The sequence below is a fragment of the Rhizobium sp. GW821-FHT14E12 genome (genome assembly GCF_058803745.1).
Genome location: NZ_JBXAPH010000019.1, coordinates 24,328 through 48,325, shown reverse-complemented (window position 1 = coordinate 48,325; position 23,998 = coordinate 24,328). Strand labels below are relative to the sequence as shown.

23 protein-coding genes and 1 riboswitch are annotated in these 23,998 nt (G+C 61.7%); of the genes, 12 read left to right on the top strand and 11 right to left on the bottom strand.

The window, feature by feature from the left end; translation table 11 throughout:
* Positions 1 to 317: 317 nt before the first annotated feature.
* Positions 318 to 1,508 (bottom strand): winged helix-turn-helix domain-containing protein, encoded by a 1,191-nt coding sequence (locus tag AC1RO0_RS30835; RefSeq protein WP_498596328.1) that lies wholly within the window; start codon positions 1,506 to 1,508, stop codon positions 318 to 320.
* 108 nt (positions 1,509 to 1,616) lie between these two features.
* Here AC1RO0_RS30835 and AC1RO0_RS30830 point away from each other — a divergent pair, with 108 nt between their 5' ends.
* From AC1RO0_RS30830 to AC1RO0_RS30820, 3 genes are read left to right on the top strand one after another with little or no spacing between them, the layout of a single operon-like run.
* On the top strand, positions 1,617 to 2,294 hold the full coding sequence (locus tag AC1RO0_RS30830) for an energy-coupling factor ABC transporter ATP-binding protein (protein WP_498596329.1): 678 nt from the start codon (positions 1,617 to 1,619) through the stop codon (positions 2,292 to 2,294).
* Entirely contained in the window at positions 2,294 to 2,896 is a 603-nt protein-coding gene (locus tag AC1RO0_RS30825) for an energy-coupling factor transporter transmembrane component T family protein (protein ID WP_498596327.1), read from the top strand. The genes AC1RO0_RS30830 and AC1RO0_RS30825 overlap by 1 nt, the downstream gene beginning before the upstream one ends.
* A 28-nt stretch (positions 2,897 to 2,924) precedes the next feature.
* On the top strand, positions 2,925 to 3,488 hold the full coding sequence (locus AC1RO0_RS30820) for a biotin transporter BioY (RefSeq protein ID WP_498596326.1): 564 nt from the start codon (positions 2,925 to 2,927) through the stop codon (positions 3,486 to 3,488).
* A 3-nt stretch (positions 3,489 to 3,491) separates the two neighbouring features.
* Here AC1RO0_RS30820 and AC1RO0_RS30815 read toward each other — a convergent pair whose 3' ends face one another.
* Positions 3,492 to 3,893 carry an acyl-CoA thioesterase gene (locus AC1RO0_RS30815; protein WP_498596325.1) on the bottom strand — a complete coding sequence of 134 codons (402 nt, stop codon included), beginning with the start codon at positions 3,891 to 3,893 and terminating at the stop codon, positions 3,492 to 3,494.
* Between the two features lie 168 nt (positions 3,894 to 4,061).
* On the opposite strand from AC1RO0_RS30815, the gene AC1RO0_RS30810 reads away from it, so the two are divergent.
* Complete coding sequence (locus AC1RO0_RS30810; protein ID WP_498596324.1) at positions 4,062 to 5,003, top strand: histone deacetylase family protein; 942 nt, start codon at positions 4,062 to 4,064, stop codon at positions 5,001 to 5,003.
* Between the two features lie 2 nt (positions 5,004 to 5,005).
* Positions 5,006 to 5,257, top strand: coding sequence for an exodeoxyribonuclease VII small subunit (locus AC1RO0_RS30805; RefSeq protein ID WP_184356514.1), 252 nt, complete (start codon positions 5,006 to 5,008; stop codon positions 5,255 to 5,257).
* A gap of 27 nt (positions 5,258 to 5,284) precedes the next feature.
* On the opposite strand, the gene AC1RO0_RS30800 is transcribed toward AC1RO0_RS30805, so the two are convergent.
* Positions 5,285 to 5,746, bottom strand: coding sequence for a hypothetical protein (locus tag AC1RO0_RS30800; protein ID WP_498596323.1), 462 nt, complete (start codon positions 5,744 to 5,746; stop codon positions 5,285 to 5,287).
* Between the two features lie 67 nt (positions 5,747 to 5,813).
* On the bottom strand, positions 5,814 to 6,551 hold the full coding sequence (locus AC1RO0_RS30795) for a hypothetical protein (protein WP_498596322.1): 738 nt from the start codon (positions 6,549 to 6,551) through the stop codon (positions 5,814 to 5,816).
* 245 nt (positions 6,552 to 6,796) lie between these two features.
* Between AC1RO0_RS30795 and AC1RO0_RS30790 the strand changes: the two genes are divergently transcribed.
* Both AC1RO0_RS30790 and dxs read left to right on the top strand, forming a co-directional pair.
* On the top strand, positions 6,797 to 7,720 hold the full coding sequence (locus tag AC1RO0_RS30790) for a pirin family protein (protein WP_498596321.1): 924 nt from the start codon (positions 6,797 to 6,799) through the stop codon (positions 7,718 to 7,720).
* Between the two features lie 125 nt (positions 7,721 to 7,845).
* On the top strand, positions 7,846 to 9,762 hold the full coding sequence (gene dxs, locus AC1RO0_RS30785) for a 1-deoxy-D-xylulose-5-phosphate synthase (protein ID WP_498596320.1): 1,917 nt from the start codon (positions 7,846 to 7,848) through the stop codon (positions 9,760 to 9,762).
* 200 nt (positions 9,763 to 9,962) lie between these two features.
* Here the strand turns inward: dxs and AC1RO0_RS30780 are convergent, their stop codons facing one another.
* Positions 9,963 to 11,900: a methyl-accepting chemotaxis protein gene (locus AC1RO0_RS30780; protein WP_498596319.1), complete on the bottom strand. Its 1,938-nt coding sequence runs from the start codon at positions 11,898 to 11,900 to the stop codon at positions 9,963 to 9,965.
* 339 nt (positions 11,901 to 12,239) lie between these two features.
* Between AC1RO0_RS30780 and AC1RO0_RS30775 the strand changes: the two genes are divergently transcribed.
* Both AC1RO0_RS30775 and AC1RO0_RS30770 read left to right on the top strand, forming a co-directional pair.
* Positions 12,240 to 12,980: a TlyA family RNA methyltransferase gene (locus AC1RO0_RS30775; protein ID WP_498596318.1), complete on the top strand. Its 741-nt coding sequence runs from the start codon at positions 12,240 to 12,242 to the stop codon at positions 12,978 to 12,980.
* Positions 12,977 to 14,227 carry a class I SAM-dependent RNA methyltransferase gene (locus tag AC1RO0_RS30770; protein WP_498596317.1) on the top strand — a complete coding sequence of 417 codons (1,251 nt, stop codon included), beginning with the start codon at positions 12,977 to 12,979 and terminating at the stop codon, positions 14,225 to 14,227. Before AC1RO0_RS30775 ends, AC1RO0_RS30770 begins: the two co-directional genes overlap by 4 nt.
* Before the next feature lie 9 nt (positions 14,228 to 14,236).
* On the opposite strand, the gene AC1RO0_RS30765 is transcribed toward AC1RO0_RS30770, so the two are convergent.
* The gene (locus tag AC1RO0_RS30765) at positions 14,237 to 14,989 is read right to left on the bottom strand and encodes a crotonase/enoyl-CoA hydratase family protein (RefSeq protein WP_498596316.1); all 753 of its coding nucleotides are present in this window, start codon (positions 14,987 to 14,989) and stop codon (positions 14,237 to 14,239) included.
* A 10-nt stretch (positions 14,990 to 14,999) separates the two neighbouring features.
* Positions 15,000 to 16,778, bottom strand: a complete 1,779-nt coding sequence (locus tag AC1RO0_RS30760) for an acyl-CoA dehydrogenase family protein (RefSeq protein ID WP_498596315.1) — start codon at positions 16,776 to 16,778, stop codon at positions 15,000 to 15,002.
* 319 nt (positions 16,779 to 17,097) lie between these two features.
* Between AC1RO0_RS30760 and AC1RO0_RS30755 the strand changes: the two genes are divergently transcribed.
* Positions 17,098 to 18,099, top strand: a complete 1,002-nt coding sequence (locus AC1RO0_RS30755; RefSeq protein WP_498596314.1) for a transporter — start codon at positions 17,098 to 17,100, stop codon at positions 18,097 to 18,099.
* A gap of 75 nt (positions 18,100 to 18,174) precedes the next feature.
* Here the strand turns inward: AC1RO0_RS30755 and AC1RO0_RS30750 are convergent, their stop codons facing one another.
* On the bottom strand, positions 18,175 to 18,660 hold the full coding sequence (locus AC1RO0_RS30750; protein ID WP_498596313.1) for a BA14K family protein: 486 nt from the start codon (positions 18,658 to 18,660) through the stop codon (positions 18,175 to 18,177).
* A 217-nt stretch (positions 18,661 to 18,877) separates the two neighbouring features.
* Between AC1RO0_RS30750 and AC1RO0_RS30745 the strand changes: the two genes are divergently transcribed.
* Positions 18,878 to 19,882, top strand: coding sequence for a glycoside hydrolase family 25 protein (locus tag AC1RO0_RS30745; RefSeq protein ID WP_498596312.1), 1,005 nt, complete (start codon positions 18,878 to 18,880; stop codon positions 19,880 to 19,882).
* Between the two features lie 97 nt (positions 19,883 to 19,979).
* On the opposite strand, the gene AC1RO0_RS30740 is transcribed toward AC1RO0_RS30745, so the two are convergent.
* The 3 genes from AC1RO0_RS30740 to AC1RO0_RS30730 form a co-directional block, all read right to left on the bottom strand.
* Positions 19,980 to 21,068, bottom strand: a complete 1,089-nt coding sequence (locus AC1RO0_RS30740) for an FAD-binding oxidoreductase (RefSeq protein WP_498596311.1) — start codon at positions 21,066 to 21,068, stop codon at positions 19,980 to 19,982.
* Between the two features lie 3 nt (positions 21,069 to 21,071).
* The gene (locus tag AC1RO0_RS30735) at positions 21,072 to 22,316 is read right to left on the bottom strand and encodes an aromatic ring-hydroxylating oxygenase subunit alpha (RefSeq protein WP_498596310.1); all 1,245 of its coding nucleotides are present in this window, start codon (positions 22,314 to 22,316) and stop codon (positions 21,072 to 21,074) included.
* Positions 22,317 to 22,414: 98 nt separating this feature from the next.
* Positions 22,415 to 22,618: riboswitch (cobalamin riboswitch) on the bottom strand.
* Between the two features lie 214 nt (positions 22,619 to 22,832).
* Complete coding sequence (locus AC1RO0_RS30730) at positions 22,833 to 23,246, bottom strand: ACT domain-containing protein (protein WP_498596309.1); 414 nt, start codon at positions 23,244 to 23,246, stop codon at positions 22,833 to 22,835.
* A 104-nt stretch (positions 23,247 to 23,350) separates the two neighbouring features.
* On the opposite strand from AC1RO0_RS30730, the gene AC1RO0_RS30725 reads away from it, so the two are divergent.
* On the top strand, positions 23,351 to 23,962 hold the full coding sequence (locus AC1RO0_RS30725; RefSeq protein ID WP_498596308.1) for a DUF6656 family protein: 612 nt from the start codon (positions 23,351 to 23,353) through the stop codon (positions 23,960 to 23,962).
* Positions 23,963 to 23,998: the final 36 nt, after the last annotated feature.

Below are 23,998 nucleotides of genomic sequence, written 5' to 3'. Positions count from 1 at the left end.
CGACGCAAAATCAAAAAGGCCGGATGGGATGACCAATTCCTAACCGAACTCCTCGCTCATATGCGATAGCCCTGCCACAAGGGGGGAGAGCAATTGCATATGAGGGCATGCTAGCGCCGTAAGTTCCTTCTCCCCTCGGGGAGAAGGTGGCCCGAAGGGTCGGATGTGAGGGGGGCGTCTGGCATCGGAAGATTTGCCTTTCGCTAAGCCGCTCAAGGCCCGCGCCGCTCGCGCTCTGCGGCCCCCTCATCCGGCCCCTCGCGATTTCGTTTCACTCAATCGCTCGCGTCCACCTTCTCTCCGCTGGAGAGAAGGTATTAACCGCGCCACCCCTCCAGAAACACCACCTTCTCGACCCCGGCAAAGCGCGCAACACGCTCCAGCTCCGCCTCCAACTTCTCCAGCCTTCCTCCGGACGCCTTGACGCCCGGCTCCAGCCACAGCCGCTTGACATCCAGAGTGCCCGCCTTGCGGTCGGCCTTCATGTCGATCCGTCCGATCAGACGGTCTCCTTCCAATAGCGGGAAGACGTAGTAGCCATATTCGCGCTTTGGCTCCGGTACGAAGATCTCGATGCGGTAGAAAAAGCCGAAGAGGCGTTCGGTACGGTTGCGGTCGCGCAGGGTCGGATCGAAAGGGCTGAGCACGCGGATGCGAGCCGGCGCTTCGGGGTAACTGTCGAGCGTCGAAAGGAAGTCGGCGAAGGCGAAGGACGGACGCGGCTTGCCCTCACCCGCAGGCTCGATCAGCATTTCCGAGAGTTCGTCGCGATGCGCGTCCACCCAGGCTTTTGCCTCCTGCGGCGTCACCAGGTTCCAGAAGGCGGCGATTTCACCCGAGGTGGCAAAGCCCAGGCGCTGCAAGGCGCCACGGCAGGCCCAGTCAACGAACTCCTCATGCTCGACCTCCGGTGTATGGACGTGTTCCGGCAGGACGCGCTCGACCAGATCGTAAACCTTCTGGAAGTTCGTGCGGCCGGCGATGGCAAATTTGCCGGTGCGCCAGAAATATTCGAGCGCGGTCTTGTTCGGATGCCAGTTCCACCAGCCGCCGGAGACATGGCCCTCCGCCTTGACTTCGCGGGCCATAATGGCGCCGTGCTTCAGCACCCGCTCATAGGTCTCCTCGAAGGCGGACTCGAACCCCTCACCGCGCCACTTGCGCCAGCGATCGACCAGCGCCAGTTCCTCGCGGCGGAACCGGTGTTTCCAGTAGACGAAGAAGGCGCTTGGCAGGATGGAGGCGTCGTGCGTCCAATGTTCAAACAGCGCGCCGTCCTTTTCGAGCAGCTCGGTCAGATGTTCGCGCCGATAGGTCTGGTTGCGCGAAAACAGGATCTGGTGGTGCGCCCGCTCGACCGTCCCGATGCTGTCGACCTGTACGAAGCCGATATCGTGGATCAGTTGCAGCAACCCCGCCTTGGTCAAGGCGCGGTTCGGCGGATTTGAAAGCCCCTGCTTGGCGAGGAAGACGCGGCGGGCATCACGATTCGATAGCAGATTCGTCATGATGAGATCATAGGCATAAATTCCCATGCTTTCCAACAGGCCTTGATTTGATAATTCGTCATGATGGGCTATAGGACCGCAACAGCACCACGGGATGGGACCAGCCGCTTGGATATCCGCTTCGACAATGCCGGCGTCGATTTCGGCACACGGTCCGCACTTCTGCCGCTAAGCCTGACGTTGAGGGAACGGCGGATCGGCGTGATCGGGCTCAACGGTTCCGGCAAGACGACATTCGCGCGGCTGATCAATGGGCTCGCCAAGCCGACCACCGGCCGCGTCATCGTCGATGGCCTCGACACGCTCGGTGACGCCAAGGCCGTACTCGGCAAAGTCGGGTACATCTTCCAGTCACCGCAAAACCAGATCATCCTGCCCATCATCCGCGACGACATCGCCTTCGGCCTCAAGGCTCGCGGACTTGGGAAAGCCGAAATCGAGACAGCTGTCGACGGCATTCTCGACCGCTTTGGCGTGCGGCATCTGGCGGATCGACGGGCGCACGAGCTTTCGGGCGGCGAGTTGCAGATGGCCGCCCTTTGCTCCGTGCTCGTCACCGGGCCTGATATCCTCATCCTTGACGAGCCGACCAACCAGCTTGACCTAAAAAACCGGGCGCTGGTGCAGAAAACCATCGCCGGCCTGCCGGAAAGCGTCATCGTCATCAGCCATGACCTGCCGCTAGTCGAGGATTTCGATCGGGTGCTGCTGTTCGATCAGGGCCGGCTTGTCGCCGACGCGCCGCCGACCGAGGCCATCGCCCGATACAGGGAGCTTGCCGCCTGATGCAGACGCTGCACGTCGATGTCGATACGTGGATGCACCGGATATCGCCGCGCCTGAAGCTCGCCGTGCTGGCAGTGCTCGGTATCGTCCTGTTCGTGATCGACTCCATTGTGCTGCTCGGTCTTGCCATCGTCGTCGGCGCCGTCCTCTACTTCCGCACCGGCCTGCCGGCGGGTGAAGCGTTGAAACGGCTGCGGCCGGTTCTCCTCTCCATCGCCGTCGTGGCGCTGTTCGGCCTGATCTTCAATCCGCTCCATGTCGCCATCGTCACCACACTTCGGCTGGTTGCGCTGGTGCTTTTCGCGGCGACGGTGACGGCGACGACGTCGATCACGGCATTCATGGACGAGATCACGGCGCTTGCCGCGCCACTGGAAAGGCTCGGCCTGTTGAAGGCCGCCGATATCGGCCTTGCGGTCGGCCTTGTCGTCCGCTTCGTGCCCGAGATTCTCGACCGCTACCGCGCCATCCGCGAGGCGCATGAGGCGCGCGGGATCAGGATCCGCATCGCGACCACGCTCGTGCCGCTGATCATCCTGACCTTGCGCGATGCCGATAATATCGCGGCTGCGATTGACGCCCGTGGCATTCGGCGGCATTGAACAGAGATTGTTTTTGAATGGAGCCGTCATGACGACCCGCGACCTCGTTCTCTCCGCGCTGTTTGCCGCCATCATCGTGGCGCTCGGCCTGCTGCCGCCGATCCCGATCGGCATCATTGCCGTGCCGATCACCGCACAGTCGCTTGGCGTCATGCTGGCGGGCGTGGTGCTCGGCGCAAAACGCGGCGCGATCGCCGTGCTGATCGTCGTGGTGCTGGTCTCGATCGGCCTGCCGGTGCTGTCGGGCGGACGCGGCGGACTTTCCGTCTTCGCGGGGCCGACGGCCGGCTTCTTCATCGGTTGGACCTTTGCCGCCTATATCACCGGCTATCTCTCCGAGCGGCTGGTCAAGGCCGAGCAGACGGGCATTGCCCAGGGCATCGGCTTCTTCATCGCCTCGGTGATCGGTGGCGTTGTCGTTCTCTATGCCTTCGGCATCGGCTGGCTGGCCCTCGTGGCCAATATCGAGTTCGGCAAGGCATTCTTCGGGTCGATGGCCTTCGTGCCCGGCGATCTCGCCAAGGCAGTGGTCGCGGCTCTCGTCGGCCGCGCCGTCATGGCCGGTTATCCGCTGCTGCCGCAGCGGACCTGATCTTTAGTCAAGATACTTATAGAGCCAGTCGCGGATGTCTTCGGGCAGCGGCACTGGCTCTTGTTCCTCGCCGCGCACGGCAAGCCAAAGGATTTCCACCTCGGCGGCCAGCTCATGACCGGTTTCGACCGTGATCTTGAAGCCGACGGATTTGCCACCGATCTTGCTGACACGGACCGAAAAGCGAGCCGGATCGTCATAGCGTAGCGCCCGGTGCAGCGTGCAGGACGCCTTGGTGGCGATATAGGCCGGCTCGTCTTCAACCAGTGGCCGGGTGCGCCAGAAATTCGACAACGCCGTTTCCGCCTGGGAAATGTAGGAGGCGATGAACATCCGCCCATGCCTGTCGACATCGCGGGGTGGTACCCGCATCTCGACGACATCGGATCGCTCTGCACTTGTCATCACGAAAAGACCTTGGCCGGCGCTGCTCGCGCCTGTTTGAAAGTTTAACACTGCGCCCCCGGAAGTAAACGGCGCGCGCCCTCCCCTCGTTACCGGTAATTGTTGACATTGCGGTGATACCGCCCATGTCCTGTAGCAGCCGTCATATCTCCCCTATAGATTGGTCTCATGAGCACACGTCTTTACGAACATCCGATCTTTCTCGAGCACATCGTCCCGCCGGGTCATCCGGAGAGGCCGGACCGGCTGCGGTCGCTGAACATCGCGCTCGAGCATCCGAACTTCGACCGGCTGGACCGGCGCAAGGCGCCGCTTGCGCATGAGGACATGGTGCTGCTCGCACATCCCGAGGAGCATCTGGATTTCGTTCTGCGCTCGATTCCCGACAAGGGCGACGAGGGTGAGATCAACCAGATCGAAGCCGACACCTATGCCAGCCCTAGGACGTTGCAGGCGATCCTGCATGGCGTCGGCGCGGCGACGGCGGCCGTCGACGACGTATTCTCGGGCGCCGCCGACAATGTCTTCGTCGCGGCCCGCCCGCCCGGCCACCATGCCGAGAAGAACAAGGCCATGGGCTTCTGCTTCTTCAACAATGCGGCAATCGCCGCCCGCCATGCCCAGAAGGCCTACGGGGCTGAGCGTGTCGCCATCGTCGATTGGGACGTGCACCACGGTAACGGCACACAGGACATCTTCTGGGACGATCCGTCCGTACTCTTCTGTTCCACCCACCAGATGCCGCTCTATCCGGGCACCGGCAAGAAGGATGACCGTGGCGCGCATAACACCATCGTCAACGCGCCACTGTCGCCCAACACCGGCAGCGATCATTTTCGCGAGGCCTTCAAGTCACGCGTGCTGCCGGCGCTTGACGATTTCCACCCCGACCTCATCATCATTTCCGCCGGTTTCGACGCCCATCACCGCGATCCGCTGGCGCAGCTGAACCTCACCGGCGAGGATTTCGACTGGGCGACGGGGCGGATTCTGGAGGCCGCCGATCGCAGCGCCAAGAACCGGGTCGTCAGCCTGCTCGAAGGCGGCTATGATCTGGAAGGTCTGGCCGAGTCGGCCGGGCTGCATATTCTGCGCATGATGAAGGGTTGACGATGAGCGAAAGCGCCAAATTGGATGTGTCCGGCTATTCCTTTGAGAAGGCCGTGGCGGAGCTTGAAAGCATCGTGGCGCGGCTGGAACGCGGCGACGTGGCGCTGGACGAATCTATCGCCATTTATGAGCGCGGCGAAGCGCTGAAGAAGCATTGCGAGACGCTGCTCTCGGCGGCGGAGAACCGGATCGAAAAGATCAGGCTCGACCGCGCCGGCAAGCCGCAAGGCACGGAGCCGCTGGACGGGCAGTAAGGCCCGACCCAGCGACCTGCATTGCCGTTATTTTTCCAGGCTTAACATAACATAGGCCTCGCCGCCGTTGCGATCGTGCTGGAAGATGAAGCGTTTGCCTTTGACCATCGCGGTGAAGGGCTGATTTGCTTTGCTATCGGCCGGAACCTTGTCGGCAAATTCGGCGATAACGCTTACAAATTGCCGATGGAGCGTCGGATCGGCCCGGTTTGGGCTGGTGATCGCGCATTCGCGGTTTGGCTTGATCTGAACCGACATGGATTTGTCGTCCGTCATGCCGCTCTGATCACCGCCCAGATCGAGGAGTTGCTTGATGCCATAGCGCTTCGCGCCACTAATGCCGGCGGCAAAGGATGGTGCCGTCTGCAGGCAGAGTTCCTTGAACGCCTTGATGGCAATATCGGTCTTGCCGGTCGGCGCCGACGCGACGGGTTGAGATTGCTGCGCAGTGGTGCATCCGGCCAAACCCATCGCCAAAGCGAGAGCCATTGCCGGAGCTGGGCGAACGAAATGAATGATGCGATTACTCGTCATGTTTCCTCGGTCTTTTGGTTTGTTACTTGATCGGAACCGGAGCCAGAAGTCCGGGATAGGGCGTGAATTTTGAATAGGTGATCTTCGGATAAAGCTCCGGCAGATTTTTCCTGATCGTTTCCTTGAATACGGGAGGCGCCTCGGAGCCGATCAACATGGCAATGCCAGGCCCGGTGAATCGATATTGCTGCGACAGCACCTTGATATCGAGAATGCCTGCATCGACGATCTGACCGTTTCCGATCACGATATGGTTCGCGCCCAGGAGCGGACGAAGAACCGGTGGTGGGGGCGCTTTGAAAAGCGAACCGCCCTCGTTGCCGCCCATCGTCGCCTGCGTCCGGCCGATCGAGCAGCTCGCATAGGTGGCCACATAGCTGCCAGGGGCGATTGGCCGGTAGGATGTGCGAATATCTCCCTTATCGACTTCCTTGACGATTGCCGGAACATTCAAGGTGAGAAAACGGACATACATTTTCCCAATGTCCTTCAGGCCATCTCCGAGATTGCCACTTCCGACCTGACCGATCGTCACGGACTGGTTCTTATCGATTTTTCCATCGACAATTTTGTTCAAAACGACTTGGCCATTGGCGCAATAGCTGCCGGACAGCGAAACGCGGACAACGATAGCTGCCCCTGCATCCTTCGCCATGCCCGGAGCTGCTTTTGCAACCTCCTTGGCTCCCGCGCCAAGCTGGGTTGACGAATAGGTACCGCAGGCGCTCAGCGCACTCGCCAGCGCCATAAGCATGCCCATCTTTACTTGTTTCCTTAGCCTGCCACTCATACTTGCTTTTTGCCTTCTTGCGCGCGCCATAACTATCCGCGTGATTGCATGACCTTCGGCACGAAGCCAATCCCGGAAAGCCGAGATTCGCAGGCGTTCGCGTGTGATATTTAATTTACAATGAACGCGCCACGCGTCTTAGGCCGACCGCAACTTCCGCTTTCTCTCGCCTCTCATCCCCGCTAAGTTAGCAGGTGGCCAACGGAGCGCTCGTCATGTCCTTCTTTCCCGGAAAAGATCCGCAGCCCGGCGATGCCTTTGCCTGCGATGCGATCGAGCACCTCATCATTCCGCGCACCAGCGATATCGGCGGTTTTTCCGTGCGCCGCGCGCTTCCGAGCAGCCGGCGGCGGCTGGTGGGGCCGTTCATCTTTTTCGACCGCATGGGGCCGGCGGTGCTGCGGCCCGGCGAGGCGCTGGATGTCCGGCCGCACCCGCATATCGGGCTCTCCACCGTCACCTATCTTTTCGACGGCGAAATCCGCCATATGGACAGCCTCGGCACGGAGAAGGTCATTCGTCCCGGCGATATCAACCTGATGACGGCCGGGCGCGGCATCGTCCATTCGGAGCGCACGCCGGACAATCTGCGCGGCCACCCGCTGGCGATGTCCGGCCTGCAGACCTGGCTGGCGCTTCCCGACGACAAGGAAGAGATCGATCCCGCCTTCGCCCACACCGAAAAGACCGACCTGCCGCTGATCAACGACGGCGGCGCGACCGGGCGGGTGGTGATAGGCAGTTTCGAGGGCGTCACCTCGCCCGTGAAGGTGTTTTCGGACACACTTTATGTCGATCTTCAGCTCCAGCCCGGCGCGAAGTTTCCTTTCGGGGCGGCACATGAGGAGCGCGCGGTCTATATTCTCTCAGGCCCGCTCATCGTCGCCGGCGATCGTTTCGAGCCGGATCAACTCCTGATATTCCGTCCCGGCGACGCCATAACGCTGGAAGCGGCCGAAAAAGACTGTCATTTGATGCTTTTTGGTGGTGCGGCGCTCAATTCGAAGCGCTATATCTGGTGGAATTTCGTATCGTCTTCCAAGGAGCGCATCGAAAAGGCAAAGGAAGAATGGCGCACCGGCCGTTTCGATATCGTACCGGGAGACGAGGAAGAGTTCATTCCCTTGCCTGAGAGCTAACGGGTTCATAACAGTGCCAAATGTTTCTTGTTCGGCCACTCCTTGAATTCGTCGGCTTTTGTCGCAATTTGTTTTGACGCAAAGGCGGGCCGCCGCCCAAGAATAGCAAGAAAGAGGCTCCAGCCTTGACACACATGCCAGAGACGCCCCTGCTGGATCAGGTCCATTATCCCTCCGACCTGCGAAAGCTGGAGGACCGGGATTTGCCGCAACTCGCCCGCGAAGTCCGCGACGAGATGATTGATGCGGTATCGCGCACGGGCGGACATCTCGGCGCCGGCCTCGGCGTCGTCGAACTGACCATCGCCATCCACAATGTCTTCGACACGCCGAACGACCGCCTGATCTTCGACGTCGGTCATCAGTGTTATCCGCACAAGATTCTGACCGGCCGCCGCGACCGCATCCGCACGCTGCGCCAGGAGGGTGGCCTTTCCGGCTTCACCCGCCGGGCGGAGAGCGAATACGATCCCTTCGGTGCCGCCCATTCGTCCACGTCGATTTCCGCCGGTCTCGGCATGGCAGTCGCCGCCGATCTCGACAAGACCGACCGCCGCGTCATTGCCGTCATCGGCGATGGCGCAATGTCGGCCGGCATGGCCTATGAAGCGCTCAACAATGCCGGCGCGCTCGACGCGCGACTGATCGTCATCCTCAACGACAACGACATGTCGATCGCGCCGCCGACGGGCGCGATGAGCGCCTATCTGGCACGCCTTGCCTCTGGCCGCACCTATATGGGCTTCCGCGATCTCGGCAAGAAGCTGACCGCCTATCTCGGCAAGAATGTCGACCGGGCAATCACCCGCGCCGTCGAGCATGCGCGGGGCTATGTCACCGGCGGGACGATGTTCGAGGAGATGGGCTTCTACCATATCGGCCCGATCGACGGTCATTCCTTCGACCATCTGCTGCCCGTCCTGCGCAATGTCCGCGACAATGCGCAGGGTCCGGTGCTGATCCACGTCGTCACGCAGAAGGGCAAGGGCTATGCCCCCGCCGAGGCGGCGGCGGACAAGTATCACGGCGTTAACAAGTTCGATGTCATCACCGGCGCGCAAGCCAAGGTGAAGCCGAATGCGCCGAGCTACACCAGCGTCTTTGCCGACGCCCTGGTTCAAGAAGCGACGTTCGACGACAAGATTGTCGGTATCACCGCCGCCATGCCGAGCGGCACCGGCCTCGACAAGCTGCAGGAAATCTTCCCCAAGCGCTGTTTCGACGTCGGCATTGCCGAGCAGCATGCGGTGACCTTTGCCGCCGGCCTTGCCGCCGAAGGCTTCAAGCCCTTTGCCGCGCTCTATTCGACTTTCCTGCAGCGCGCCTACGACCAGGTGGTGCATGATGTGGCGATCCAGGGCCTGCCGGTCCGCTTCCCGATCGACCGCGCCGGTTTCGTCGGCGCCGATGGGCCGACCCATGCCGGTTCTTTCGATACGACCTTTCTCGCCACCCTGCCCGGCTTCGTCGTCATGGCGGCCGCCGACGAGTCGGAGCTGAAACATATGGTACGTACGGCCGCGGCCTATGATCTCGGCCCGATCTCCTTCCGCTATCCGCGCGGCGAAGGTGTCGGCATCGAGATGCCGGAACGTGGCCAGATTCTCGAGATTGGCAAGGGCCGCATCGTCAAGCAGGGCTCGAAAGTGGCGCTGCTGTCCTTCGGCACGCGCCTCGCCGACAGCCTGGCCGCCGCCGAGGACCTCGACGCTGCCGGCCTGCCGACGACGGTTGCCGATGCCCGTTTCGCCAAGCCGCTCGACCACGATCTCATCCGCCAGCTCGCCAGCCACCATGAGGTGCTGATCACCATCGAGGAAGGCTCAGTCGGCGGCTTCGGTAGTCAGGTCATGCAGTTCCTCGCCAGCGAGGGCCTGCTCGACAACGGCCTGAAGATCCGCACGTTGGTCATGCCCGATATCTGGGTGGAACAGGCCAAGCCCGAGGTCATGAACGCTATGGCCGGCCTCGACCGCGCCGGCATCGTCCAGACTGTGTTCAAGGCACTGGGACGTAGCCGCATTGTTGGGGCGGCTGGGTAATTTTTTCCTTCTCCCCTCGGGGAGAAGGTGCCCTATAGGGCGGATGAGGGGCGGCTCGGCACACTCGGAGCCGCCTTTCGCTTGCCGCTCAAGGCACCCGTCGCTCACGCTCCGCGTCCCCCTCATCCGGTCTCTCACGATTTCGTTTCACTCAATCGTTCGCGCCCACCTTCTCTCCGGCGGAGAGAAGGTGTTAGTTGTCAAAACTCTTCCCACTCATCCTGAGCGGCCGCTGTTGCTGTCGCCTTGCCTGCGAAAGCCTTGGCGACGGTGCGGCCGAGCGCGCGGGCTGGCGAAGCCGTTGGCCTGGACTGCGTCGATGCGGCCACCGGACGCTTGACTTCGGCTGGCCGGCCACTCAAGCGGAACTGATGCAACAAGTCATTCAGCGCCGCCGCCTCGCGGGCAAGCGAATGACTGGCAGCCGTCTGCTCCTCGACCATGGCGGCATTTTGCTGCGTGCCCTGGTCCATGTTGTTGACGGCGGTGTTGATCTCCTGCAGGCCGATCGACTGTTCGCGGGTGGCCGTGACGATCGCGCCGACGTGGCGGTTGATTTCCTGCACTTCGGAAACGATCAGTTCCAGCGCCTTGCCGGTCTCACCAACCAGGGAGACGCCGGTATTGACCTGATCGCTCGAGGTCGTGATCAGCGCCTTGATCTCCTTGGCGGCGTTGGCGGAACGCTGCGCCAGCTCGCGCACTTCCTGGGCGACGACGGCAAAACCCTTGCCCGCATCCCCGGCGCGGGCAGCTTCGACGCCGGCATTCAGTGCCAGCAGGTTGGTCTGGAAGGCGATGTCGTCGATGACGCTGATGATGTTGCTGATCTCGCCCGAGGACTTTTCGATCTGCTGCATGGCGGAAACCGCCTTGCGCACCACGTCTCCGGATTTTTCGGCGCCAAGGCGGGCGCGCTCGACCAGATGGCCGACATCTTCGGCGCGCTTGGCCGAATCGCGAACCGTCGTCGTCACCTCTTCGAGGGCGGCGGCGGTCTCTTCGACAGCGGCGGCCTGCTGTTCGGTACGGCGGGCAAGGTCGTCAGCGGCTGAGCGGATTTCGCCGGCGCCGGCATTGATCGCCGATGCGTTGCTGCCGACCGACTGCAGGGCCGCTTCCAGCTTCTCGACGGCATTGTTGAAATCGGCGCGGACGCTGTCGAACTGCGGCGCAAAGGCGCGATCGAGACGTGCGGCGATATCGCCGGCGGCAAGTCCGGCAAGTCCACTAGCCAAGGCATCCAAGGCAAAGCGGATCTCACTGTCCTCGTGCGCCTTCTGTTCGTCGGTCATCTGGCGCTGGCGCTCGGCATCGCCGCGCATGCGTTCCGTCTCGCCGGCAAGACGCAGCTTCTCGATTGCCGCTTCCTTGAAGACAAGGACGGCACCGGCCATGCGGCCGACTTCGTCGCCACGACCCACGGCCGGAACGTCGATATCGTGTTCGCCACCGGCAAGCCGGTCCATGGCGGCGGTCATGCCGACGATCGGGTGCACGATGGTGCGGGCCAGCAGCCAGGCCAGAACGAAGGCGGCCAGCGACGCAACGATGCTGCCAACGATCAGCGTCAGGCGCAAATCGGCATTGGCATCGTCCTGTGTGGCCGTCAGCTCACTGGCCTTGGCGCGCGCCGCCTGCTTGATCTTGCCCGCGGCCTCGCGGAAGCCGTCAAGCTGGCCCTTGGTCTCGTTCTGGCCGATCTTGACGATCTGGTCGAGCGGCATCTCGGTTTCCTTGCGGGCCTTCGACTGTGGCTCGGCAAGCTGATGGAAATAGAGGTCGGCGGCTTTCTGCATATTGTCGATGGACTGCAACAGGTCCGGCGCATCCGCTGCTGCCGCCTTGGCCGCATCGATGCTCTTCACCATACGATCGCGATTTTCGAAGATGCCGCCATAGGTGCTGTCGCTGCGCAGCAGCAGGAAGCCGCGCAGATTGACCGCCTGCTCCAGCAGGGCTTGCAGGGAATCATCGACCAAACTGACGAGTTGCTGCGAACGGGCCTTTTCGACGGAAGCGCCGGCGGACACCTCTTCCTTGGCATAGACCAAGGCGGAAACGCCCGCGAAAATGGCGATAAGGGCGGCAAAGGTGATGGCGAGCTTGCCATTCAAAGAAAGGTTCTTCGCAAACATGGGCGAGCGCCTCCTTGAGCGCCGGTCCTCGCGAACATCGACGACCCCACGGAGAAGCACGCGGCCGGATGCTCGAAAATTCAGGGAAGAGGCATGATTGGGCGCAAAAAGCGCAAAGCCGTCATGGCAGGCGATCATTTCCGAAACGGACAATCGCAATCACAAGCATAGTTAGACGTTGCGGCTTTAAATTCATTTAATTTTGCAGGATGCGAGAGACGAAACGGAAACCCTATTTCACGGCGCCATATCGAGGATCAGTATAGCGTCTACGTCTACATTTGCCGCCATCAGCATAAAACGCTTGCAACCTCGCCCATTGCCCTGCATGGACTGCCCATGTCCGAACCACAACGTCTAGACCAACTTCTTGTCGCCCTCTCGCTTTTCGCCAGCCGATCGCGGGCGCGCGACGCCATTCAACGCGGCACCGTGAAGGTCGGCGGCACGGTGGTGACCAAGCCGGGCTCGCTGTTTACCGAAGATGTCGAAATCGCCATCGACGATCCAGCGCAGGATTACGTCTCGCGCGCGGCGCTGAAACTGGTGGCAGCGCTCGATCATTTCGAGCTCGACCCCAAGGGACATCACTGTCTAGACGTCGGCGCATCAACCGGCGGCTTTACCGAGGTGCTGCTGCTGCGGGGTGCCGAGCACGTCACCTCGATCGACGTTGGCCATGGGCAGATGCATCCGCGCATATCGGCAGATCCGCGCGTGACCTGTATGGAGGGGCTGAACGCCCGTAACCTGACGGCTGAAGATGTCGGCAAGCCCTTCACCTTCCTCGTTTCCGACGTTTCCTTCATCTCGTTGAAGCTCGCGGTGGCACCGGCGCTTGAGCTGGCCGAGCCCGGCGCGCGCGCGGCTCTGCTGGTGAAGCCGCAGTTCGAGGCCGGGCGCGATGCTGTCGGCAAGGCTGGCCTCCTGAAGGATCCCTCCTCTGCTCCGGCCGTTGCGGCGGAGCTGGAGCGCTGGCTTGTCGAGGATATGGGCTGGCGCAGCCTCGGCCTTATCCCCTCGCCGATCGCTGGCGGCGATGGCAATAACGAATTTCTTCTTGCAGGGATCAAGCCATGAGCACCGAAACCGTCACCATCCAGAAGCTCGGCGCCCAGGGCGACGGCATTGCGCAAGGCGCGGACGGACCGATCTACGTACCCTTCGCGCTCCCCGGCGAGACCGTCGCCATTGCCCGAGTGAAGAGCGAGGGCACGCTCATGTCGATTGCATCCGCCTCGCCCGACCGTCAGGAGCCGCACTGTCGGCACTTCGGCCCGGATGGGGTCAACGGCACCTGCGGCGGCTGCACCTTGCAGCATTATGCCGACGCGCCCTACCGCGCCTTCAAGCGCCAGCTGGTGATCGACGCGCTGCGCTCCAAGGGGCTGACGCCCGAGGTCGATGAGCTCATCGCAGCCCATCCCGGCGAGCGCCGGCGTGTCGTCTTTGCGGCGCGCAAGACCGAGAAGGACATGCTGATCGGCTTCAATCAGGCCGAAAGCCACCACATCGTCGCCATCGAGGAATGTCCCATCGCGTCGCCCGGCATCATGGCGCAGCTACCGGCGATCAGGGCGGTCGGCGCGGCGCTTGCCATCAATGCCGAGGCATTCCGCATTTCGGTGCTCGAAACGCGCACCGGCCTCGACCTTGCCGTTGACGGCATCAAGGGCCTCTCCGACAAGCACCGGCGCAGCGCCATCGAGACCGTGCTTGCCCTTCGCGGCGTCGGCCGCGTCTCGCTGAATGGCGAAGTCCTGGTCGAGCCGACGAAGCCGGTGATCGATTTCAGCGGCGTGCAGATTTCACCGCCATCGGGCGCCTTCACCCAGGCCACCAAGGCCGCCGAAGAGGCGATGGTCGAGCTGGTCGCCACCCATATCGGCAAGGCGAAACGCATTGCCGACCTCTTCGCCGGCAGCGGCACCTTCTCGCTGCGCCTGGCCCGCATCGGCCGCGTCCACGCCGTCGAAAGCGAGGAAAAGGCCTTGGCAGCCCTCGACCACGCCGCCCGCAACACGCAAGGGCTGAAGCCGGTCTCGATCGAACGCCGCGACCTCTTCCGCCGGCCGCTGATGGCACAGGAGCTGAAGAACTACGACGCCGTCATCTTCGACCCGCCACGCGCCGGCGCGGAATTCCAGACCAAGGAATTGGCTCGCTCGGTCGTCAAAAAGATCGTCGCCGTCTCCTGCAATCCGCTGACACTGGCGCGCGACCTCGCCATCCTGACGGAGGCCGGCTATCGGATCACGAAGGTAACCCCGATCGACCAGTTTCTCTGGACCTCGCATGTCGAGGTGGTGGTGGCGCTGGAGAAGTGAGGCTTCGCCTCACCTTTTCATAAACGCCTCAAACGCCGCCCTGGCTTCCGCGCTCTTCAGCTGTGCCGCAAAGAGCGTCGCTTCCTCGTCGATGCGGGCGAGAACGTCGGCTGTCGAACCTCGGATCAGGTCGCGGGCGATCCGCAGCGCCTCGGGCGGTTTGGCAGCGAGCTTGGTGGCGAGCGACAGGGTTTCGGCCTCCAGCGCCTGCGGCGTCGTCACTTTCCAGATCAGACCTGCATCCTTTGCATCCGCGGCCGAAAAACCTTCGCCGAGCGCAAGCAGGGCAAAGGCGCGCTGGTGACCCATCAGGCGCGGAGCGAGCAGGCTGGAGGCGGCTTCCGGCACGAGGGCAAGATCGACGAAGGGCGTCTTGAATAGGCTGCGGTCGGAGGCAATCGTCAGGTCGCAATGCATATGGATGGTCGTGCCGATGCCGATCGCCAGGCCGTCGACACCGGAGACGATGGGCTTTTTTGCAGCGGCGAGCGCGCCCAGGAAATCCAGTACTTCACGGCCCATGCTGCCGCCCATGGCGAAGGCCAGGAAATCGCCCATGTCGTTGCCGGCGGAGAAGCAGCCTTCTGTGCCGAGAAAGGCGATAACGCGGATATCCGGATCCTCATTCGCCGCCCGCAACGCGTCCGTCATCGTCTGATACATGACGCGGGTAATCGCGTTTTTCTTTTCCGGCCGATTGAAGCGGATGACCTGCACATGCGGTGCAGTCTCGGGGCGCTGGATCAGGATATGGTCGGTCAAATGTTTGTCCTCAGGCAAGAGCGATGCGTGCGGCTTCAAGGCTGGACGCGCCGGTCACGACGCGATCGGTGAGTGCTGCAGTTTCGGCAAGCATGTTTTCGGCGGCGAAGCGGCAGAGCGCGATGCGCTTTTCACTGTCGCCATCCGCGATATCCACCAGGCCGCCCTTGGCGAGATAGCAGCCGGTTAGCACCAGGCCGAAGAGCCGCTGATAGGGCGTAGCCCCCGCCAAAGCCTCGGCCACATGACCGGCCGCCTGCTGTGCCAACAGCCATTCACTCGCCGTCTCCAGATCGGTGATGGCGGCATTGAGCCGGTCGGCCGTCTCGCCGAAACCGTCGAGATTGGATTTGGCGACGGCATCGGCGGTCGCGCGCAATTCGGTGATGAAGCCCCGCACATGGTCGCCGTTTGCAACGGTTAGCTTGCGCGTGACGAGGTCGATCGCCTGGATGCCGTTGGTGCCTTCATAGATTGGCGCGATGCGGGCGTCGCGCAGCAGGCGGGCGGCACCGGTCTCCTCGATGAAGCCCATGCCGCCATGCACCTGGATGCCGAGCGAGGCGACGTCGACACCGGCATCGGTGGAAAAGGATTTGGCGATCGGCGTCAGCAGCGCTGCACGCTCCTGCCAATAGCGCGCCTTGTCCGCATCGCGGTGCGACATGTCGATCGCCTCGGCGCAGGCATAGCAGATGGCGCGCGAACCCTGCGTCAGCGCCTTCATCGTCAACAGCATGCGGGCGATGTCGGGATGTTCGATGATTGGGCTCATGCCGAAAGCCGTCGTGCCGGGCGCCCTGCCCTGCGTGCGCTCTTTTGCGTAGGCGATGGCCTTCTGCGTCGCGGCCTCGGCAATCGCCACGCCCTGAATGCCAACGGCAAGGCGCGCATTGTTCATCATGGTGAACATGCAGGCGAGGCCCTTGTTCTCCTCGCCAACGAGCCACGCAACCGCGCCTCTCTCATCCCCGTATTTGCCGTCGCCATAGATCATCGTGCAGGTCGGCGAGCCGTGGATGCCGAGCTTGTGTTCCAGCGAATGGGCGAAATAGTCGTTCCGCGCACCGAGCGAGCCATCGTCGTTGACGAGGAATTTCGGCACGAGGAACAGCGAAATGCCACGCGTGCCGGCCGGCGCATCCGGAATGCGGGCGAGTACGAAATGGATGATGTTCTCGGCTGCCTCGTGGTCGCCCCAGGTGATGAAGATCTTCTGGCCGAAGAGGCGATAGGTGCCATCGTTGTGGCGATCGGCCCGGGTGCGCAGCGCGCCGACATCGGAACCGGCATGTGGCTCTGTCAGGTTCATGGTGCCGGCCCATTCGCCGGTCACCAGCTTGGCAAGATATTTGCTCTTGAGGTCTGCGCTGCCATGGGCAACCAGCGCCTCGACGGCGCCCATCGTCAGCGTCGGCGCGAGACCGAAGGCCATGGAGGCGGAATTCCACATTTCCAGCGTCGCGACATTCAGCATGTGCGGCAGGCCCTGCCCGCCATATTCTTCCGGCGCGGTCAGCCCGTTCCAGCCGCCAGCGATCCAGTCGCGATAGAGTTTTTCCCAGCCATCGGGCAACACCACCTTGCCATCGACAAGCCTGGCGCCCTGCCGGTCGCCGATCTCGGCCAGTGGCTCCATCTCATCGCCGGCGAAACGGCCGGCTTCGGTCAGGATGGCATCAAGGACATCGCCGCTCAGGTCGCCGAGACGCCCCTCCTTCATCGCCTGCCCCATGCCGGTGACATGCTTCAGCGTGAATGCGATTTCTTCGACAGGCGCCTTGTACATGGTGTTTTCCTCCGCAGTGATGATGCCGACAGTCTACCTCACCCAGATCATCGGCCGCTTGTTGTCTATAGCTAATTGATTTTTACGTAAGCGTCAATTTTAGGAAATGGATGTTAGATCAAAATTGCGACCGGCTCGAACTGATGTCTCCAGCTCCGGCCGACGGGAAGAATTTCGAACTACCCGACCGTCCCGGCCGACAAAAGCCGCGGTATTTTCGCCATTCCGCGCGATTGTCCCCCTGCCATCCGCACTTGCATAAACAATCGTCATGAACAATGACTATGGCAACTCTCTTGATAATGCGAAACCTCCGGCCATGAACACGATCACGACAGCCAACAGGATCCCGGGTTTTGTCTGGGCCTACCGCTTCCCTCCCGGCGCGGGTAAGGCCGAACGGCTATCCGAGGACATGCAGCGCACGGGATTGTTCGACGGCGAAGGTTTCGTCTGGCTGCACCTGAACCTTGTGGACGCCCGTGTCGCCGCATTTCTCGAAGAGGTCCCCGGGCTGAACGAGCCCGCCCGCATGGCGCTGACCACGCATGAGACCCATCCGACGATCACCGTCGACGAGCAGATGCTGTTCGGCACGCTGGTCGATTTCCAGCGCGACTTCGATCAGGAGACGAGCGACATCGGCTGGCTGCATTTCGTGTTCACCGACCGCTTCCTCATCACCACCCGGCTGCAGCCACTGCGCAGCGTCGAACGGGTACGCATGGCTGTGGAGAAGAATGCCGCGAAATTCACAAATCCGATCGACCTCTTCGAACTGCTGGTCGTCGAGTTCCAGCGCACGCTGATCTCGCTGGTCATCGAGATTACCGAGGAGCTGAACCTCATCGAGGATTTCGTCTATGACAATGCGCCCCGCGACGAACGGCGGCGTCTGGCGCCGGTGCGCCGGACAATCGTGCGGCTGCATCGGCATCTGCGCACGGTGCTGACGCTGATGCGGCGGGCAGCAGCCTCCGACGATGAGGAGATGCCGCTCGGCTTCGAGGACGTCGCGGGTCGGCTGACCGGGCGGCTGGAATCGGTCGACCATGACGTCTATGCGCTTCAGGAGCGTGCGCGCCTGCTGCATGAAGAAATCGACTCGAAGCTCTCCTCCGAGATTAACCGCCACCTCTACATCCTGTCGATCATGACGGCGCTGCTGTTGCCGCCGACGCTGGTGACCGGCTTTTTCGGCATGAACACGTCGAGCCTGCCGTTTTCAGGCGGTGGCGCCGGCACGGAATATGCCGTTGTCCTGATCATCGCCTCCATGCTGCTCGCCTGGTGGCTGCTGAAGCGGGTCAACATTCTCTGACACCGACAATCGGCCAAGAAAAAACCGCCCGGTGGATCACCGGGCGGCTTGTTTCGACAGATCCTGATCTCTCGCTCAGAAATAGGGCGAGTAGCACTGCCGGCGCGGGCCATTATTGGGCTGGAACGTGTTGTCGTAAGACCGATAAGACCGATAGCGCGCGTAGCACCAGTCAACATGGCGCGGATTGACGCCGGCAGCGCGCGGCGGAGCCGCATAGCGCGGCTGGCTGGCGATCGCCCCGCCGATCAGGGCGCCGGCACCGAATGCGGCCAGCGGGAACCAGTAGCCCTCGTGATAGCGATAACCGCGACGATAGTCCCGGTAGCCACGATGACCGCCATACCAACCCTCACGATAGTAGCCACGACGATAATAGCCGCCACCGTAACCACCACCATACTCGCGCCATTGAACCCGCTCGACGCCGGCAGGCGCGGCCTTGTCCGCCGCAACAACGGGTGCGGCAGGCATCTGCATTGCGAAGGACGGCGTGAAGCTCGTCAGAGCCACGGCGGCCGAAAGAGCGATAGTCGCAATTCTCGCACGGAAACCAAGCATTTACTTCTCCATTCCCTGGCTTGTCTTGTGCTCAAGCAAACAATGTTAAGTATCGGGGACAGCCCCCCTTACTGCTCTGCGCATCCACAAGTCGCGCGGACATTTAGTCCAACCTTAAATATGCACCTATTTAAGGCCTTATGCACAGACTCCACGGTAAATTTATAGCGATCTCATTCTTAACCCGGGATTAACCACTCATCCTTACCCTCAATTCATGAAGGGATACCGGCAGACTCACCCTCTGATTTGCAGTCTCCTGATGGTCCTGGCGTTGCTGGGACTGGCCTCCAGGCTTGCGGCCGGTGAAAGCCAACCCTGGACCGATCCGCAGAACGCTCTCATCATCGATGCCTACGAGCTGAACACCATCGACTGGGAGCAGCTCCTGCAGGACAAGCGCATCTCCGCCTTCATCTCCAAGGCTTCCGACGGCCTGCCCGAGAGCTTCAGCTGCACCGGCGACCATGCCGGCGACACCTTCGCGCACTGCAAGACCATGTGGCGCAAATATGCGGTCAGCCGCGAGCTCTATCAGACACGGCGTATGCTGGCGAAAATGAATGGGCTGCTATGGGGTGCCTATCATCTCGGGCGGCCGGGCAATCCGGTCGATCAGGCCAATCATTTTCTCGATTACGCCGATCCGAAACCGGACGAACTGATGGTGCTCGATATCGAGGGCCTGGACGTCCTGCGGTATATGTCGCTCTCCGACGCGCAAGTCTTCGTCGGCCATATTAAGGTGAGGACCGGGCGCTATCCGATCCTCTATACCAACCACAACACCGCTCAATACATCGCCGACCACCGCCAGGATTATCCGATCCTGGCGCGGCTGCCGCTATGGTATGCGCGCTACAAATCCGACCTGAAGGGCACTTTCCCGCTCGGCAACTGGGACACTTATGCCCTCTGGCAATTCGCCTCCTCCGACAATTGTTCGGACAAGAGCTGCCCCTACCGGGTACCGGGGACCCTGAAGGACATCGACGTCAATGTCGTGCCGATGACCAAGCTGCAACTGGCCAAGGTCTGGCCGCAGGGCGATCTCCTGCCCGCCAAGCCGATGCCGGCGCCCGACATGATGATCGCCGAGGCGCCGCGCTGTGTCGAGCCGTTGCAGACGCTCGTATCATTGATGATCGACCCGGTCGTCACCGCCTCGACCCAGCAAAAGACACCGGTCGAGGTCAACGAGCTGAACTACCAGGATTTCTAGAGCGGTTCAGCGCTTCATAGAATCGCTTCACCGCTCTATCCAGTTTTTTGACACAATTCCGGACGGAAAACCGCTGCGCACTTTTCCTGGAATTGCTTTAGGCTTCGATCTGAACATCCGTCTTCGGACGCGAACAGCAAGCCAGGATGTAGCCTTCCTCGATCTCGTCGTCGAGAATACCGCCATTGTGGCTCATCTCGACCTCGCCCGAGAGCTTCATCACCCGGCAGGTGCCACAGAGACCCGACTCGCAGGCCGCACCGATACGCACGCCGGCGCCGCGCGCGGCTTGCAGGATCGTCTGGCCGGGCGCACAGGGAACATCCTTGCCGGCCATGGTGAAGCTGATCGACGTCGCCGCTTCCGTGGAGGCGTCATCGCTGACTTCGGCCAGCGGCGTTGCCGCCTGCGCTGGCTGGAAGCTTTCCTGATGGTAGCGCGTCATGTCGAAGCCGTGGGCTACCAGCATGGAACGGACGGCGTCCATGAAGACTTCCGGGCCGCAGCAGAAGATCGTGCGGTCCATGAAATCGGGCGCCAGCAACCCGATCTTCGCCTTGTCGATACGGCCCTTCAGCCCCGACCAGAGATCGGTGCGGCCGCAGCCTTCGACAATGAAGCCGAGATCGAGGTTCGGCATGAAGCGGGCGAGATATTCCAGCTCCGAGCGGAAGATGATGTCGGCGGGGCTGCGCGAGCAATTGATGAAGGTGATGTCGGACAGCGGCGCGGTATCGGACATGTAGCGCGTCATCGCCATCATCGGCGTGACGCCGGAGCCGGCGGAAACGAAGAGATATTTCTCGCCGGGATGACGGACATGGCTGAAATCGCCAAGCGGACCGAAAGCCTTGACACGCATGCCGGGCTTCAGGTTCTCGAACATCCAGCGCGTGCCGATGCTGTCCTTCTGCGCCTTGACGGTAATGGCGATCGAGAGCGGGCGCGACGGGGTCGAGGACAGCGTATAGGTACGCATGACCGGCTCCGCAGCCGCTGGCAGCTCCAGGGTGACGAACTGGCCCGGCAGATAGCGGAACCAGTTATCCTTGTCGGAGCGGAAGGTGAAAGTCATCACATCGGGTGCTTCCGGCGTTGCCGAAAGGCATTCGAGCAGATGCTGCCTGTCGCTCCAGGGCTTCATCTGGTCCAGGTGCTGATGGCGGAGGGAGACGGTCATGTTCATAACTCAGGCAACCGCCGACAGCTTGGCTTGATCGCCCTGCAGCCGGTTGATCATGAAATTCGCGTACCATTCGACGAACTGCATCACGCCGCCTTCATCTTCCGGCGAATAGGGTCCGGGCTGGTAGGCGGGCGAGCGGATGCCGAAGGCATTTTCCTCGACGATCCGGCGGTCCTGATCGTTGGTCTCGGTCCAGACGTGGGTGAGTTCGTCGATGTTATAGTCGACCCCTTCGACCGCGTCCTTGTTGACGAGCCACTTGGTCGTGACCTGCGTTTGTTCGGGGCCGAGCGGCAGCACACGGAAGGTGATCGCATGGTCGGCAAGCACATGGTTCCATGTCGTCGGATAGTGGAAGAGCAGCAAGGTGCCTATATGGCTTTCCAGCACGTCGTTGGAGAGCGGCCGCTGCACGGCGCGCGCGCCCGACATGGTGTAGCTCTCGGCATCCTGGATGAGCGGCATGCGTGCGGCGCGGAACTGGCCGGACGGCGACATGCGGAATTCGCTTGGAAGGTCTGCCGCCTCGCACTTCGCCCAGTGCGCCGAAATCACCGGATCGTCCTTGGCGCCCTGCACGCCGGTCGCGCTCGGCGCTTCCGGATAGGTGCGGCAGAGTTCGGGATGGTTGGCCGCGCAATGATAGCATTCGCGATTGTTTTCCCAGACGAGCTTCCAGTTGCCCTTCTCGATGATCGTGCTTTCGAAGGCGACCTTGGTCTCGCCGAGGCGGTGGCGGACGAGATAGGGCTCGACCATGGCGCGGAACGGCGCGAAGTCCGGCGCCTGATCCGCAAGGCAGATGAAGATATAGCCGCCAACGCTTTCGCAATGGACCGGCTTCAGCGAGAACTCGCTCTTGTCGAAATCCTCCGGCATATGGCGGGCAAAGAGCAGGCTCCCGTTCAGTTCGTAGGTCCACTGATGATAGGGGCAGACCAGCTTTGCCGAAGAACCGCGCTCGGACGTGCAGACGCGCGAGCCGCGATGGCGACAGCTATTGTGGAAGGCGCGGATGACCTGATCGCGACCACGAACGATGACGACGGGATAGTCGCCGATCTGGACGGTGAAATAATTGCCGGCGCGCGGTACTTCGCAATCATGGCCGATGAACAGCCAGTCGCGATAATAGATCATTTCCATATCGAGCTTGAAATAATCCTGATCGGTATAAAAGGGCTGCTCCAGGCTGAAGCCCTCACGGCGGTTCTTCAATTGCCGCAAAACGTTGCTGCTGATGTCCATTTGCCTATCCTTGCGCGGTAGCGATCAGCAGGCAGAGGACATGCACGATCGGCCGCGAACGACCGCAACGCAATGTCCCGACCGCCCGCCGCGGTCAGTAAATCAGTCTCCCCAAGGCTGGTTTCCGGGCTCTGGAGCGGTCCCCTTAGAGGACCCCATGGCACCTTCCCAGGCTATCTCTGCCCAGTGGCTTCATTCGCCATGCCTTACTCCACCACCGTTGCGGGGGCAGCGCCGGATTTCGACCGGCTTCCCAATTCTCCGCCCCCCTAGCGGGCGGCACCTTGAGATTGATACCATCATAATCCGCGCCCTTCTCGCCGCTCTGCTGCAATGCGACATCCGCTTCGAAATTGACGACAGACCAAAGAAGAGTTTCACGGAGACGGCGGAATCAAAATATCGGAAGACAATTCAAATCCTTATGCGTCCACGAGCAGCATCGTTTTCTACTCGGACAGCACAGCAACGGTGACGCTTTGTCTTAATTGCGACAAAGCCGTTTGCGAGCACACCTCAAACTGGGCGTTGCCCAGCCGAAAGCGCCTGTAGCGCCGCCATTGCACGCGCGGCATCGGCCGCCGGCACGAAGATATGATCATGGTAATAACCGGCAACGACATTGGCGCTGATCCCCTCGTTTCCGAGCGCCGTCGCAAAGGCAGCCGTGAGACCCACGGCCTCCAGCGAGGAGTGGATTTCGAGGGTGATCATCCGCATCACCGACTCGGCCGGGAGCCCCGCTTGTCGAGCCGCCTCGACCGGCAAGATCAGCGTCACACCCTCCCTTTCCTGAAACAGTCCAACCGGATTCATATGGATGTAATCCGCCAGCGACGAGGCGGGCACGCTGCAATAGACGAGCTCACCCTCGACGAGATCAGGCTTCATGCCGGCAAGCAGCTGCTTGAGGTCGGTAATGCCAGGCATGGTTCTTTCCCTCTTCAACAATCCGCCGACAAAGGCACGCGCTTCAGCCCGGCTCAAGCTAGGCAATCTATCATGTGGTATTCAGACCTCCATGGCGAGCCGGCATGGCAAAGCTCAGATATTTCGATGCCAAGAAACCCGCCGACCCGGAGCCGACGCTGCCGGCACCCGGATATACGGAATTCCTGCGCACCGGCCGCATCAACCGCGACAAGACGCATTGGCTCGCCGAGGAGCGACGTTACCTCACCTTCGAGGAAGTGGCCGAACGCACGGCGAACAAGCTCAGGAGTGCGGGCGAAACGACCCATGGCCGGCTCAACAGCTTTCACCAGTCGATCCGCTTTCCCAAACTGATCTTCCATCACACGCTCAGGGATACGCCGCATCTCGGCTATTGCCACGTCACGGCGGCGCGGACGCAATTCGCGCAGTACGAAGAGGTGAGCTGGGCCTTCTACATCGCCAATTTCTTCGCCCGCCTCGGCCAGAATGACAATTTCTTCGAAGACATCAGCCTGAAATATTCGCGGATGTATTTCGCCGTCGCCATAAGGCCGGATGAGGACGTTTCAAAGAAGAAGCTGACGATCAATCGCGACGTGCGCGGCAACGGCGTGCTCTTCCACACCCATGATCCCCAGATCGCCGTCCGCAATGTGCTGCTGCTCGGCGCGCGCAACGAACAGCTCCGCGACATCATTCGCCAGCTTTGATCATTGATCCCCAAACTTGAAAAGCATAAGAACGGC